The sequence below is a fragment of the Bacillus sp. NTK074B genome (assembly GCF_017303375.1).
GTDB lineage: Bacteria > Bacillota > Bacilli > Bacillales > Bacillaceae_B > Rossellomorea.
On sequence record NZ_JAFKOH010000014.1, the window covers coordinates 1 to 14,796 of the forward strand.

At 41.7% G+C, this 14,796-nt stretch carries 13 protein-coding genes; 11 read left to right on the top strand and 2 right to left on the bottom strand.

Annotation, left to right across the window (positions count from 1 at the left end):
* The 11 genes from JI667_RS18795 to JI667_RS18845 form a co-directional block, all read left to right on the top strand.
* On the top strand, positions 1–860 hold an 860-nt coding region (locus JI667_RS18795), incomplete at its 5' end, for a primase C-terminal domain-containing protein (protein WP_206857812.1).
* Positions 861–2,112: 1,252 nt separating this feature from the next.
* Positions 2,113–2,904 carry a hypothetical protein gene (locus tag JI667_RS18800; RefSeq protein ID WP_206857813.1) on the top strand — a complete coding sequence of 264 codons (792 nt, stop codon included), beginning with the start codon at positions 2,113–2,115 and terminating at the stop codon, positions 2,902–2,904.
* Positions 2,870–4,834 carry a type IV secretion system DNA-binding domain-containing protein gene (locus tag JI667_RS18805; protein ID WP_244668397.1) on the top strand — a complete coding sequence of 655 codons (1,965 nt, stop codon included), beginning with the start codon at positions 2,870–2,872 and terminating at the stop codon, positions 4,832–4,834. Before JI667_RS18800 ends, JI667_RS18805 begins: the two co-directional genes overlap by 35 nt.
* Positions 4,831–5,859 (top strand): conjugal transfer protein, encoded by a 1,029-nt coding sequence (locus JI667_RS18810; RefSeq protein WP_206857815.1) that lies wholly within the window; start codon positions 4,831–4,833, stop codon positions 5,857–5,859. The genes JI667_RS18805 and JI667_RS18810 overlap by 4 nt, the downstream gene beginning before the upstream one ends.
* A gap of 5 nt (positions 5,860–5,864) precedes the next feature.
* Positions 5,865–6,095 (top strand): TcpD family membrane protein, encoded by a 231-nt coding sequence (locus JI667_RS18815; protein ID WP_206857817.1) that lies wholly within the window; start codon positions 5,865–5,867, stop codon positions 6,093–6,095.
* The gene (locus JI667_RS18820; RefSeq protein ID WP_206857819.1) at positions 6,092–6,481 is read left to right on the top strand and encodes a TcpE family conjugal transfer membrane protein; all 390 of its coding nucleotides are present in this window, start codon (positions 6,092–6,094) and stop codon (positions 6,479–6,481) included. The genes JI667_RS18815 and JI667_RS18820 overlap by 4 nt, the downstream gene beginning before the upstream one ends.
* A gap of 15 nt (positions 6,482–6,496) precedes the next feature.
* Positions 6,497–8,947, top strand: a complete 2,451-nt coding sequence (locus JI667_RS18825) for an ATP-binding protein (protein WP_206857821.1) — start codon at positions 6,497–6,499, stop codon at positions 8,945–8,947.
* Positions 8,947–9,378, top strand: coding sequence for a hypothetical protein (locus tag JI667_RS18830; protein WP_206857822.1), 432 nt, complete (start codon positions 8,947–8,949; stop codon positions 9,376–9,378). The genes JI667_RS18825 and JI667_RS18830 overlap by 1 nt, the downstream gene beginning before the upstream one ends.
* Positions 9,379–9,389: 11 nt before the next feature.
* Positions 9,390–11,420, top strand: a complete 2,031-nt coding sequence (locus JI667_RS18835; protein WP_206857824.1) for a CD3337/EF1877 family mobilome membrane protein — start codon at positions 9,390–9,392, stop codon at positions 11,418–11,420.
* Between the two features lie 88 nt (positions 11,421–11,508).
* The gene (locus JI667_RS18840) at positions 11,509–12,546 is read left to right on the top strand and encodes a lysozyme family protein (protein ID WP_206857826.1); all 1,038 of its coding nucleotides are present in this window, start codon (positions 11,509–11,511) and stop codon (positions 12,544–12,546) included.
* Positions 12,547–12,562: 16 nt separating this feature from the next.
* Positions 12,563–13,096, top strand: coding sequence for a hypothetical protein (locus JI667_RS18845; protein ID WP_206857828.1), 534 nt, complete (start codon positions 12,563–12,565; stop codon positions 13,094–13,096).
* A gap of 631 nt (positions 13,097–13,727) precedes the next feature.
* On the opposite strand, the gene JI667_RS18850 is transcribed toward JI667_RS18845, so the two are convergent.
* Positions 13,728–14,042, bottom strand: coding sequence for a hypothetical protein (locus JI667_RS18850; RefSeq protein ID WP_206857830.1), 315 nt, complete (start codon positions 14,040–14,042; stop codon positions 13,728–13,730).
* A 114-nt stretch (positions 14,043–14,156) separates the two neighbouring features.
* Entirely contained in the window at positions 14,157–14,714 is a 558-nt protein-coding gene (locus tag JI667_RS18855) for a recombinase family protein (protein ID WP_206857883.1), read from the bottom strand.
* Positions 14,715–14,796: the final 82 nt, after the last annotated feature.

A 14,796-nucleotide genomic window follows, 5' to 3' on the forward strand; every position in this document is an offset into this window, starting at 1 on the left:
GTCTACTGCTGTCGTGGTCCAAACAATTTGAAGAGAAGGAACGAAAAGCAGCCTTTCATGTCATTTACCCGGGACAGGCTTCCGTCAGTGACCAGACCCTTTCCGAGTGGTACCGTGCCCTCATTCGTGCCACTCATATTGAGCGCGGTCATCACAGTACCAGCCGTAATAACGCCCTTTTCACCCTTGCAATCGCCAATTATGCATCTGGACGGCCACTAGAGGCAGCCTATGACGAACTGGACCAGTTTAACAGTAATTTGGAACACCCATTGAAAAAAGGTGAGTTTGAGCGAATCCTTAAGAGTGCCTATTCAGGGAAGTATAAAGGAGCGAAGCGCTCTTATGTGGAAGGGCTGCTTGAACTATGGACGGATGGATCGGCAGCGTTCAAAGGAAAAGAAGGGTGGTATAAGTTTAAGAAACCGCGGGAGGAACGGGTGCGATCTCACTACGATGAAAGAGAAGAAGATATACTAGCGAAACTTGATACGTGTACAAGCCCAGAAAAGCCATTTTTCGAGGGTTCTTTGACGAGGCTTGCTGAAAGATTCAAGATGGCTGTTTCCACGCTTAAGGAGGTTATCAAGCGTTCTGAAAAGATCATCAAGCGAACGATTGGCCGTGGCCGTAATGCTGTCACCATGGTGGCCAGTCGCTCCGTTTTGTTCAAAAGCCTGTTACATGAACGTAAGAAGCGTATTCAGCATGCCCAAATGACCTTTGCAGAGTTACTTCCAACCTCCAATCAGTCTGTCAGTGTGAAGGACATCCCAGATTTTGAAGAGGAATTATTGACCCATGAAGTCGATCTCATTTATCGATCTGGAGCCTCACCTCCGATCAAAATGACTAGTTGAAATAAATAAGCCAGTCTGCCAATACATATCTATAGTATCCTTCGTCCGAGGTTTAGAATGTTTATGACAGAATACTAGATTAGATGAATTTACTCTTATTTCATTGGCTCTATACTTCTCGTTATATCTTTTCGCTATTTGTATAGGTGTCACTTACTTTTGAAGATTACAGTTAAATTTAAGAGTAAGAGAAATTATGTGTATTGGTGGCCATGATGTTCAATGCTTGGTCAGTGTCCAAGTGGTGTTTACGTTAATACTGTATACATAGTTCTTAGACGATTATTAATCAGATTATGGGATAGAATATTATAATTTGGCTGCTTGATCTTGGTGGATGTTTAGTATTTTAAAGCTTACCAATTAAATGATTAATAAGAGAATAAGGTCGTTTTCCATGTAAGAAGGAGCCATTTAAAATGGAATATTTATGGTAAATTACTCACATGGGAAAAATAGGAAGTAGGCATATGGAACGAATTGTCTTTACATTCATAGCCAAACAGATGTACGTATAGTAAACTGTAAATAATTTAAATATTCCGTAAATAATAGGGATTTAATTACGTAAATGAAAAGTTAATCAATGTATATTTTATTTGCGGTTTAAAAATGACTTCTAACCCATATATACAAAGGGCGGATTGGCTCCTGTTGATTTCCGTAAACAGTAGAAGACCTCGCCCTATCAACGTACCTTATGATACGACGAGGTCTTCTACTACTCCAATAAAGCCGGAGCCAATCCAATGTGTGTTGGGGGGGAGAGTAATTGGAAGTGTATATGATGGAAAGAAGAGGGTTCAAGTGATAAAGCAGAAGGCCAAAAGATAAGTTCGAGTGAGTAAGTTCTAGTGAAAAAAATCAGTTCAAGATCAAGAAAAGAATTCAATATTAAAGAGTCAAGGAAATGTTCAGAGGAAGAAAGAAAAATAAATCAACTAATTAAGAATGATAGGATCAGAGGGTGAAATAAGGTTGTTCATTGGTGTATAAATATTTAATGTGATTTTTATTTATGTAAGGGGGTGTTGGTGTTCGCAGGGGTGAGTAAATGGTTGCATGCTTACTTAAGTGTTTTGGTTATTTTATATGGGGCTGTCATCTGGTTGGCTGCTAAACTCTTTCAGTTATTTACGTTTTTATTTGTGGTATTGTTGTCGTTTTTCATTTATACAATAAGCTTCTACTTTGGTAAACTGCTAAAAGGGAGAGTGATTCCTATATTTGCTAAAAAAGGATGATGTTTTCGATGTTAAAGTACACTTCATTAAAAGAAAAAGATGTGGAGTATATGACCTTTATTTTAAGGAATGGCATGGTGACGGCGAAGCAGATCATGTTGAAATTCAGAGAACCCAATATTCATCGGGTTTATCGTCGGTTAAGAAAATTAGAGGATCGGAAATATGTAAAACATGAAAGAATTGCTCATAAGGTGGGGGTTTACCTGGGGACGCTTGAAGCCAGGAATTTAACCAATGTGAATGTCACGGTTCCCACTAAAGCGTCGGTTTATACGATGCAGCATGAACTTCTCATGACCGATCTCATTCTCTTTTATGAGTTTCAGGCGGAGAAACAAGGGATTGAATTTAAGTACCGAACAGAAAGGGAAATTCGATATTCCATGATCGGGGAAGGAGATAATCAAAGTAAATTAAGGGCTTATAATGCTAAACGTGACCGGATCCCTGACGCCGTTTTCTTTTTCAAGTCAGCTGAAGGAAAGGTTACCACCACTTGGGTGGAGCTCGAGCTCAATAAGAAAGAACGGAAACGATATAACGAAAAGTTCAAGCTTTTTGAAGAGCTGCTGTCAAATGAAAGAGTAGAAGATCAGCCTTATTCCTATGACCAAGTGACGTATTTTGCAGATGATGTCAAAATATACAATGTGATTAATGAAGTGAAGCAACGACTGATCAATGCCAATAAAATTTCAGTCAGAAAAATCCCTGGAGTCGTTGTAGATGAACGTTGGGAAGAGGTGATGACCAGTGGATCCGATGGCGAAGAGCCAGGAGAACACACAGCAAACTGAAACGGACCAAGTCATAGGGGATATCGTTATTTACGGCTTGATAGGAATTACGGGGATACTGTTTTTTCTCCCGATGCTTGCAGGGATGTTGATTTTTGCAATTCTTCACCAAATGAAACGGAATTGGCTTCCTTATGGAGCACTGGGAGCGGGGATTGTCATTCTGTTTTGGCAATTTCAAGTCGGGAATATCCTTACTTATTTTGGATTGCTTTCTGATATGAATATCCCTTATCTATCAACGGGGATTGAACGACTCTTAAATGAAGGTCGGATCATTGAAGTGACAATATCGTCGTATATCATGTTAGCGGGACTAGCATTCGTATTCTCATTCGGATTTTTCATCTTTGCGAAGTACTTTTGGAAGAGACGGGTGACAACGAAAGCTGGAGAAGTACAAAAGCAAAAAGCAGAACAGAAGTACAGATCGTTTCGTAAAAACAGAATAGCGTTTTTGGACAAGAAGCAGCAAAAGTACAGAGAAAAGCCTTCAAAAGAAGTGTTTGTGGGCTACACGGATTTTAAAGAACGTGTAGCACTTCAATCGAAAGAGTTAAACTATCACATGCTTGCCACCGGTGGTACGGGTACAGGAAAAACCACCTTAATTGCCTCCATCATGGAATCCGCATTGCAACAGGATAAACCCATTATCTTTGTTGACGGAAAAGGTGAACGGAAATCGATGCTTGAGTTTAAAGAATTATGTGAAGCATATGGAAGACGCGTTTATTTATTTTCTGAAATGGATGACCTCACATATAACCCCATCAAGAATGGAACTCCAACCGAAACAAGAGATAAACTAATGTCGCTCTTTTCTTTTTCATCAGAAGGAGACGGCGCTTATTACACGGATATTGCCTCTCGTTATTTGCAGCTGGTGATCAAATTAATCGATGAAGCCAGCATTCCAAGAGAACTCAAAACGATTGCCAGATTAACCAACGTTCAAAATATGAATGCCTTTTTTCAAGAGCACAGTATCGAAAAGGAAATCGAGGAAGAGGTCGAAACAGAAGTAGAAGAAGTTGTGGTCGGGTCTTCAGAATCCACAGACGATGATTTAAGCGGGTTTTTCGCTCCAGAAGAACCAAAGACTGAAAAGGTCAAGAAAACCGTTGTAGAGAAGAGGAGAAAGACCGTTACAACGCTTCAAGAGGGAATGCAGCGCATTAAGAAAATACTGGATGATGAATTTACGGAAGAGGTTGTAGAAGGGTGCTTAACCCGGCTGAAAATGCAATTAGGAGAATTATTGGAATCTGATTTGGGTCATTTGTTTGTAGAAAGTGAGAATGGGATTGACCTTCAGCAGATAACCGATCGCAATGACGTCGTCATTTTCAGTATATCAGGGAGTCGCTATGCCGATTATATTCGGAAAATTGGGAAAATGATTATCCTTGATGTGAATAGTTTAGTCGCACACAGACAGGCGAAGGGCCGAAAATCTATTTTTGGTGTCTATGACGAGTTTTCTGCTTATGGCGATCGAAGGATCGTGGACATTGTGAATAAGTCGCGATCAGCAGGATTTGAATGTATCATTTCCACTCAAACGTTATCGGACATCGACGCCGTTGACCCCATCATGACCGAGCAAATCATTGCGAATTGCAACATCCTTGCGACGGGGCGTGTCAATTCCTCCAAGGATGCCGAGCGGATCGCCCAAGTGTTTGGGACGTATTCCGACCAGGAAGTGACACAACAGATTCAAAAGAAATACCCGCACTTGAGCTATGAAGCAGACATGGGCACTGTCCGGAATGTGGAACGATTCCGAGCCAATCCAAGCGACATTAAAAACCTGCAAATCGGTGAAGTTTTTCTTAATCGAAAAATGGTAGAAGAGGACAGTTTTGAGACGTACTTTCGTCGTGTGTATGTCCGGAATGCCTTAGATTTAGGAGGGATTAAATGAGCTTTTTTCGTAATGTGACAGGCGGCCTAAAAAAGAATGCCGATAAAGGGCGGAATAAGGTTTTAAAAGATGAAAGACGTTTGAAGTCCTCTCGTTTCAATGGAAGGATGGTCTTCACCGCGATGTTCTGGATGGTTGTAGCAGGTGTCATCTTCTTCACCTTCCAGTCATGGGCCCGAACGGGGTTTCTTAACGAAAAAGTGAACGGATACCAGGATCAAGCATCCGCACAGATTGCACGCTTAAATGAAGTGGGTTTTGCCAATTCACCTGCAGGTGAAACGTACGCCAATCAATTTATTGATGCGTATATCAATATCCCGAATGATGAAAAAAAGAGAGAAGAACGAACGGAGTCGCTTGAGAACTTCCTTGCTGAAGGGTTGAAAGTGGGAGAATTAGAGAATCTTAGTGAGTTTCAAGGAAAACGAGTGTTGAAGAGTGCCAGTTTATATGATGTGAAGAATGTAGACGAAGATGCAGCCAGTTATGTGTACCTAATCGAATATGAGCTTTTCAACGTTGTAGAGAAAAAAGAGAAAGAAAAGGTTATGAAAGTAGATGAATCGCTTGGGGTGAAAGAACAAATGATCGTTATCCGTCTAGGAACGGACGGAAACTCGTTCAATGTGATCGAACAACCTCATTATCAGGCACTCCCAGCCGAAACACGAATCGCTGCCGTTCAAGATCGAACGGATGAAGCCAATAAGAATGTAAAAATAGAAGGAGAAATGAAACAGTTTACTACACAGTTTTTCACTTCCTATACAACGAATTCCATTGAGGAAATGTCTTACTTGATGGAAAACCCTGAAACACTCAAAGATCTTTACGAGTACAAGGGATTAGAGGATTTCGTTGTCTATGATGGTGAGGAGAAAGGGCAGTACCTGGTGAAAACGATTGTGCTTTTACAGGAGGAGAATACGGGACTACAGACGAAACACCCGTTTACCCTTGTAGTGGGCAAAGAGAACAATAAATTTTATGTTCACGAGTTCAAACATACTTTAGGAGGATGATTCACATGCCAGATATTACAGGTCTTACAGAGTACGCTTCAGGTCAGGTAGCAGCCGTCTTATTCATCATCATGATCGTCATGATTGTTCGAGCTTTTATCTCGCAGCGATGGGGTCAGTTCTTTTCCAGTTTTATCTTTGCCGTTCTCTGTTATGTGATCGTGGCCAATCCAGGGGAGTTTGAAAGCCTGGCCAACGCTCTTTGGAATCAAGTCAAAAGTGGTGGTTTGAATTGAGGTCAGCAGCCTATAGTTACCGAAAGTTTTTCAAGTACCCGTTAAAAATATGGAAAATAGGAAAAGGGGAGAAATCTCTCGTTTTTTCCAAAGGGATTGAAATCAGGCAGATCATTGTAGCCGTTTTGATTTTCGGTTTTCTTTTTCTCTTTCGAGGGGAGATCAATCAAGTGTTGCCAACGACGTTGCAGCTAGCCTTTTACGCTGTTTTACCATGGTTGATGGCTGGCGCCATTTGTAAAAGCCGGTTGGATGGAAAACGTTTGGATCGTTTTTTCATTGGTTATTTCCGTTATCTTTTTACGAAACGCTTCAGTTACAGCAGTCATAAGCCCGTTTATCAGCCTCAAACGAAGAAAGCACAGTCTTATGAGCGATTCCATTAAGGTGGTGAATCTCCTTTGATACAGTTTCCGATTCAATCGTATAAGGAAAATGTGATTTATACACATGAAAACGAAGCCTGGGCCTACTATCGATTACATGAAAGCACCGTAGGTGTGAATGATCAAGAGGCGGAAAATCATCTTGTGAACCGTCTTCAACGGATGGCTTGGCAGTTCGCGGCCTTTGAGGAAATCGATTATAAAATCATCCCGATCCCTGTAGATATCGATAAGCGAATGAGCAGTCTTCAAGGACAATACGAAGGCAAATACGCTGAAACAGGCAGGTACTATGCCGAACGAGCAAAAGATATTCTGCGGGAAGAAGTGAAAAACGCTGTAGAATATAAGTTTTTTGTTGGTGTGAAATTGAAAAAGCGAGAGCTTGATGACAATCTCATCAGCACATTTTCTTCTTCTTTTAAGAGCATGAACCGTTACTTACAAAAGCTTGCGGGTTTCGGAGGCGATGAGGTGGATGATGTCACCGTCAATATGTTTAAAGAATCGGAAGAAGAGGCCTTTACGACCCTTACCAACTATTTAGGGGGATACCGGGTCAAGGAAAAGGAATTACGCTATATCATCCGGCAACAATTTGTCAGGGGTCAGGAACAGCCAGATGGAGAGGGGAGCGTTTATAGCCTTACAGAAGGGATCCTTGACCCAGGGAAAGCAGGGTATCTGCATATTAAACAGTTAGAAGATGACTCCTGGTGTGCGTTCCTTCCGGTTTCAGAATTTCCGATTGACTTAAGCTATAAAGCATGGGCGTATTTATTTCAATCCTACGATTTTCCGGTGGAAGTCAATATGCGAACGATTTACAAGAAGAAAAAGGATGATGAAAATCAAACCAATACCATTAAAAAGCGTTTTCGAGACCAAGATGCTCAACTCATCGAGGCAAACGAAGACGACGACAGCTTAATCAATACAGGGCGTGAGCTGTTACATGACCTGGAAAATCAAATCAAAAATCAAGGGAAACCACTTCTCAGGACGCACGTTCATTTCGTTGTATATGGTCAAACCAAAGAAGAAGTCAGAAGAAGAGCCAGAAGGCTCAAACTCGATTTCAAGGATCAACAAATCGAAATCGTTCAACCGTTGGCCGATCAACTCCTCTTGTTCCATCAATCTTTACCGGCAGCCAAGATTGCGGCGGAGGATTGGGAACAGGTTCTTACACCTGAGTCGTTTGCGGAATCCCTTTTCTCCCTGACACGCAAAGTGGGGAATACGGTCGGTTTCTATTTAGGGAAAAACATATCCCATGAAGGGGAAAGCGTGGGAAGCTCTCAATCTCTTGTTTTTTACCATCCATTCCTTGCTCACTTGGGGTTGAAAGGATCCAAATACTCTTCCCCTCATGTCACCATATCTGGCCCGACAGGAATGGGGAAATCCTATCTGTTAAAAGATATCTTACTCAATTCGGTTTTCTTTGGGGCGAAGGTTTTAATGACAGACCCCAAGGATGAAGTCGAAAAGAAATTCAAACAGGCACTGACGCCCGAAATGGAGCAGACGGCGCCCTTCTTCATACAGTTAATCGAAAGCTTTCATTATATCACCCTTTCGAGTGAAAAGAAGGATGCAGGGAAACTTGACCCTCTTACCTTTCTTGAAGGGGAGGAAGCACAGGACGCAGCCGTCGGGGTCCTGGAGTATCTGTCTGAGCTTCAGTCCAACGAAAGAAATGTAAAAACAGCCATTTATAAAGGTGTCCGTCACGTGATCCAACAAGAAAACATGCCGGGGCTTTTGAAAGTCGTTCGGTATTTACAGCAATCTGACGATCTGGATGTCAGAAATGTTGGGGATCTCCTCTATGAAATTGGAACAAACGGGATTGCGAAGTTAATGTTTTCTGAGGGGAACGTCGAAGGCATTAGTCTTAATGAGCAAGTCAATATCTTGCAAATTCAAAATTTAAACCTTCCAGACGAGGGAGAAAAGGCAGCCACCCGTGATGAACATATTGCCGTGGCCCTTATGCAGCCATTAGCGAAATTTGCCACGAAGTTTGCCCGTGATGACTCGGTCGTGAAGCTTACGATATTTGAAGAAGCGTGGATGTTGATGAATACGGGGGCCGGTGATCGATTGATTAATGAATTGCTGCGTACCGGCCGTTCCTTGCGTTCTGCCGTTTATATCGTTACGCAGTCAACGTATGAGTATAACAAGCCGCAAATCAAAGAAAATATCGGGACGAAATTTGCTTTTAAAGCAAAGACGAACGAAGAGGCAGCGAATATCATTGAATTTCTTGGCATGGAAGATAACAAAGCCAACCGGGATATGTTGAAAAATCTGACAGAAGGTCAGTGTATCGTGGAAGACATGTACGGGCGTACAGCCAAAATTCAAACAGACGTATTGTTTGATGAATGGATCCAAGCCTTCAATACAAAGGAAAACGACCGAGGAAGAGCAGAAACGGAGGAGGCGTTCATTTAATGAAAAAACTATTCATTTCACTCATTACGTTGATTGCACTATTAGCGGGTTGCAATCAAGGAGCTTCCCCCGAAGAGATTGCAAAAGTGGCATATGAGTGGGAAAAAGCAAACTATGATCGGGATTATGATAAAGAACAAAAATTAATTTATGAAGAAGGTTCCTATGAAATACACAAAACTACTAAACAAATCGATTCAGGACTGAAATATGAAGATATACGTTTTGAAATTTACTATGACAAGGAGCTAGATCAATACTATGTTTTCCCTGATTTCAAAAATCCAAATGGTACTAATACAGTAAAGGATAATATTGTTTTGCGAAAAAAAGCCGATATTTGGAAAGTAGATACTAGTAAAAGCCTGGACATCAACCGTGATGAAGTGAAAGAGGAGTTTGAACAGGAGGCATGTATTCATTGTGAATAAGGAGGGATGAAATGAAATTCCTGAAACGGGGATTGGGACTATGTTTTGCTGTACTCTTTCTGTTAATCCCCACAGGTTCACTTGCTGATGACGTTTCAACCACTGTTAAGAAGAAGGAAGAAACGGTAGGACGTGTGACATTGGAAAGTAAGGAATACCCTCTCCATCACTACATGATGGAAGCAAAGATTGGAGGCGGCCTTAAAGACACTGGCGATATCGCCTTGCACTCCATCAATTCCGGAATGTGGGGATTTAATAAGACGATTGCGAACTTTACCCTTTATTCGATTGATCAGCTTATGTCGTTTGATTTAATCAGTATGATTGCAAGTGAAGCAGGGATGATGAGTGAGCGCATCTATGAGGTGATGTCTGGAACCTTTTTATCCCTGTTCATCATTTTTGTAGGCGGAACCGCGGCATGGCGTTATTTTGTGAATCAACAGGTTGGTCATGCCGTAAAAGCGATTCTGAGTGCTTTGGTTATCATGGCTTTGACTTTTTGGTTTTACTCGAATGCAACGGGCAATATCAAGTGGCTGAATGACAGAGGAGCAGAGCTTGAAGGAATTGCGAGTTCCGTAAACGTTCTGGTGAGTTCGGATGCATTTGACAGCAACGCAGCTTATGATGCCAAAGAAGGAATGGCGGTTTTAGAAAATCAACTGTTCAATCTGATGGTCAAGCGTCCGTATTTACTCTTGAATTATGGATCCACAAAAGAAGCCGATGTCATAAGTGAGGATCCAAACCGAGTGGATAAACTCCTTGCCATTAAACCTTATTCCACTGAAGGGCGTGAGGAAAGAGATAGAATTGTAAATGATGAAGTTTCTAACTTTGATAACAAACAGATGACCCCTGAATTCAGCGGGGAACGATTTGGCTATTTGATCATGACGATCATATCAACCATCGCCCTTTCCATTCCTGTTTTGTTGTTAGCCGTCTTTAAGTTTTTGCTGCAAGTATGGTTTTTGGCCTTAGTGATCTTTTCAGGAATCCCACTTGTCCTTTCGCTAATCCCTTCGTATAGTGAAAGTGCCTTGAATCATGGGAAAAAACTCGTCGGCGTGTTACTGATGAAAGCCGGGTTGGTTCTCTTGATCGCGGTTATTACGGGGCTTGTGGCCCTTATTTACGAATCCGTCAAAGTGACAAACGGAGTGGAAGGGTATATGTTTGTGGTCTTTGTGATCTGTATTACGATATGGGGATTGTTCAAGTATCGCTCTGAAATATTTGAGGTCGCTTCGGCCGGAATGATTCAAGGCCAGCAAATGGTCGAACGAGTAACGACTAATTCCGTTGACAAAATGGGTGATGCTGGAGAAAAAGGGTTCAAAAGTGCCAAAAGAATGGTCGGAAAAGCATACAAAAACCGCCAATTTAATAACCGTCTGGAAAGATTTCAGACAGGAGCAGAAGGGGATGGGGATGGCAAAAAGCGTTTTACGAATGGCGCGTCAAATAATCAACAACGATCTGAACATCGAAAAGCAGTTGGAGAGAATACATCTCAACAATTAGATACTGGAAAGAAACAAGAACAACAACGCATGGTTAAAGGTGTAAAAACCACAGCTGCTGCAGGGGCATCAGGAACAACACATGCACGTTCAGCTTTACGTAATGCCGGGGCAGCCATTGTGAATTTAGATGATTACAAAAGCGGGAAAGGTGAAGGAGCTAAGAAGAATAACAACTCTCAGACTCTCCAACAATCTAATCGGTCTGTTTCAGAAGCACGCAATCCTAACACCACAAACCCATCAGAGGCTAGAGACAATAAAGAGCGTACGCCTTCTACACAACGATCATCAGGAAACAATCAACACCAATCCTCCCCTCATCGTAAGCCGTCAGAAAGAATGGAAAGTCAAAGAGAAGCGGCAGCTTCACGAGAACCGACGAAACATATCACCCAATGGGAAGCGCAACAACAACTCAAAGGAAGAAATACGGATCCTCCTTCTGATAAGGTCAAGAGATCAGAAAGCAGAGGCCCAAAAAGAAAATCTTCTAAAAAGCGAAAATGATGTTGAAGAAAAGCGTTCTGACCAATGAAAGTTCGATCCTTTATATGGCTCATTTCATGGTGTCAGACGCTTTCAGAAAGGAGAGCGTATGCAAGGAGTGTTGAAGAAAGGAGCAAAGACTGCCGGAACTGTTGCCATTCTTAAAAACCCTCTCGCATGGATCATTGCAGGTATCCTTCTTCTTCTCACATCGATTTTCGGACTCGCTTTGTTTGTTTCCATTAGCGTGGGTGGTACCAATCAGTTTGAATCAGGTATGTCAGGAGAGGGAGCCCCAGGATCGGCACAAGTATCAGCTGAAGTATTGCGCTATGAACCTCTTATCAGGAAATATGCTGAAGAATACGGAGTGGGTGAATATGTAGGTCTTATGATGGCTCTCATTCAACAAGAGTCAGGGGGAAGGCATTTAGATGTCATGCAATCGTCAGAATCCATCGGACTTCCCCCAGGAACCATTACAGACCCGGAATATTCGATTCAGATCGGAGTGAAATACTTTTCGGAAGTATTGAAACAAGCCGGGGGAGATATTTACCTTGCTTTACAATCGTATAACTTTGGAAATGGCTTTACAGAATACGCATTAGAACGGGGTGGTTATTCAAAGGAAGTCGCGATTGAATTCAGTCAAATGATGGCTGCTAAACTCGGGTGGACCCGATATGGTGATGTCAATTACGTGGACCATGTTCTTCGTTACTATGATGCCGGAAACGGCAGTGTTGTAGTGGTAGGGGATGGGACACAGTCATTTGATGTAAAGGAAGTCCATAACATTATGAAACAGTTTCTTGGCCGACCTTACATATGGGGAGGAAGAACACCCGCAGCAGGTGGCTTTGATTGTTCTGGATTACTGGAATATGCTTTTGCGCAAGTTGGAATTGATTTATACGGGACCGCACAATCACAATACAATAAAACGATCCCTGTTCCGGAGGACAAGATTAAGCCAGGCGATTTAGTGTTCTTTTCCACCTATAAGCCAGGAGCTTCTCATGTCGGAATGTATGTGGGAGATGGAAAATTCATCAACTCAAATGGTCATAAGGGGACCTCGTATTCTTCCGTAGAAGAATGGAAAGACTTATATCCCTTTTTAGGTTTTAGAAGGATTCAGTAAGGGGAGGTGAAAAGGTTTGGAACCAAACCAGAAGAAAAATTACATTTTACTGATGATCGGGTTTGTTGCTGCAGCTGGCGTGATTATATATGTCTTCAGTTTACGATCACAATTGCAAGACGTTCGAGCGAACCAAAGCAACTATGAAGAAAAGATCGATGCATTATCATCTATCCAGAACACAGACGCACTAAAGATAAATCGGGCGTTTCTAAAAAACTTTTTCACCTACCAAACCACGGCTGAACGATATAAGAAGATTAAACCCTTCACGACCGATCGAGGATACAAGGCAACCCACCCTTCAGGGACCGACCTTCCGGATACGGAACAATCGGTGAAGTCATCCATGGTAGGGTTAAAGCCTTTTGAATATCAATCCTCTAAAACGCAAGCAGAATTCTTTAACGAGTTTAATCTAAGTACCGAATTTAATGATGTCACCAATACGGAAACGGTTATTGTTAAAACGTCCCTGATCTATGTGGAAGATCAGGGGTGGAAAATTGATAATGTTGAGTTTATTGGACAATTAACAGGTCGTGAATAAGAACAGTAGCGGTGGTGGGTCAAAATAGATCGAAACCCATTTCAAGAGATTTTTCAAGTTTTCATTTTTGAGATCGAAAATTTAGAGATAAAAGGTATTGTAATTTGTACATATAATAGAAAGAAAAAATAAGTATATATTTTTGTACTTTGAATTGACGTAAAACTTGTTAATGGGTATAATCGTTATTTCGCAACTTTCTGGTTTACAATTATCGCCTTCGTGATATACTGATATCAAGGGAGTTATTGTAAAAGCTTTAAAAAGCCAACGCACCAAAAGCTGACCGTCCATCAGCGAAAATTGTGTTCAACTTACATCAATTAATCAGAAGTGCCATTTTGCGTGTGTGTCTGTATCACATTGCAAGAGGGAAAAAAGTCCACACTTTGAGTTAGTAGTTCTCAGAACACTTTCGCAAATCAAGTGTGAGACAAAGGAAAAAGCCCGGTAGTCGTCCAACTACCGGGCTTTCTTTTTGGATGCTTTTCCTTAATCAAAGGATGAATTCATTTCAAGTACACCCCTGCCCTACACACAGTCCATACGAAAAGCGGCTCCGGGGTGTCCAGCCCCGGTAAAAACGCTGCATAAAATCCATGAAACTCCATATGATAAGGTCAAGCGTTTGTTATGGTATAGCTACACCAATATCAACCAGTCCATCTGCCGATGAAATCACTTCAGCGACATCTTTCAGGTCAACTCCGAAAAAGGTTAGAGCAATGAGTCCAGAGATAAGTACGAATGCGAAAATCGACCATTTAATCTCTCTGAGGATTGCTGCTTGTCCTTCGTTTCGGATTTTAGAGGCTGTTGCCCGTTTTAAGGGGCATTCGTTGGTATTGCTTCGGGAATTATTGCTTTTGCGAGCCAACGTCCTCACTCCTTCCGTAGGAGATCGTGTGAGGACAGTTTCACTTCTCGTAATTTCATTGTACCACATAATTTTTCCATCTAACCTATATATTTGAATGCACTTCGGAAGTATTTGTAAAAAAACTGGACATTTTTTGAGTTTTTTTGAATATTTGTATACTCCCGAATTGAATTGGTTCAACTAGTGTTGAAATTCTGCTCGAACTGCTCGATATAAAGTAGCCGAAGAGACACCTGTTGCATCACTAATTTCTTTTACAGTCATTCGTTTAGAGTGGTAAAGAGCAACTGCTTGATTCAGCTTCTGTTGGTTCACCTTCGGTCGTCCCCCTTTTCTTCCCCTGGCACGAGCTGCCTTCAGGCCAGCCATCGTTCGCTCACGAATAATATCCCGTTCAAATTCAGCTAAAACCGAAAGCATTCCAAACATCGCTTTTCCCGCAGCTGTCCCCGTGTCGATCTTATCCTGAATACTTACGAACTCCACTTCTTTCTCCCTTAAAATATCAGCAATTTCAATGAGTCGCTTGGTGGATCGGGCCAATCGATCTAATTTGTACACCACAAACGTATCCCCTGCTCGAGCCATTCTAAGTGCTTGCATTAGTTCCGGCCGGTCGTCTTTTGCTCCCGAGATTTTCTCCTGGAAAATTTCATCACAGCGATATTCCTGAAGAGAATCCAATTGCATATCCAGTGATTGATCGACAGTACTAACACGTGCATATCCAATAATCACCTCATCCATCCCTTTCAATGTTTTTTCTTTCCTGAATTATATCATAAACATCCCTTTTTGAATCATAGTTTTTGATACGGGT

What these genes read in the sequence shown, in the direction of transcription:
- JI667_RS18830 (WP_206857822.1), top strand. Translation starts at nt 8,947, where the DNA reads ATGAAAAAACTATTCATTTCACTCATTACGTTGATTGCACTATTAGCG.
- JI667_RS18805 (WP_244668397.1), top strand. Translation starts at nt 2,870, where the DNA reads ATGGCGAAGAGCCAGGAGAACACACAGCAAACTGAAACGGACCAAGTC.
- JI667_RS18815 (WP_206857817.1), top strand. Translation starts at nt 5,865, where the DNA reads ATGCCAGATATTACAGGTCTTACAGAGTACGCTTCAGGTCAGGTAGCA.
- JI667_RS18800 (WP_206857813.1), top strand. Translation starts at nt 2,113, where the DNA reads ATGTTAAAGTACACTTCATTAAAAGAAAAAGATGTGGAGTATATGACC.
- JI667_RS18840 (WP_206857826.1), top strand. Translation starts at nt 11,509, where the DNA reads ATGCAAGGAGTGTTGAAGAAAGGAGCAAAGACTGCCGGAACTGTTGCC.
- JI667_RS18810 (WP_206857815.1), top strand. Translation starts at nt 4,831, where the DNA reads ATGAGCTTTTTTCGTAATGTGACAGGCGGCCTAAAAAAGAATGCCGAT.
- JI667_RS18850 (WP_206857830.1), bottom strand. Translation starts at nt 14,042, where the DNA reads ATGTGGTACAATGAAATTACGAGAAGTGAAACTGTCCTCACACGATCT.
- JI667_RS18835 (WP_206857824.1), top strand. Translation starts at nt 9,390, where the DNA reads ATGAAATTCCTGAAACGGGGATTGGGACTATGTTTTGCTGTACTCTTT.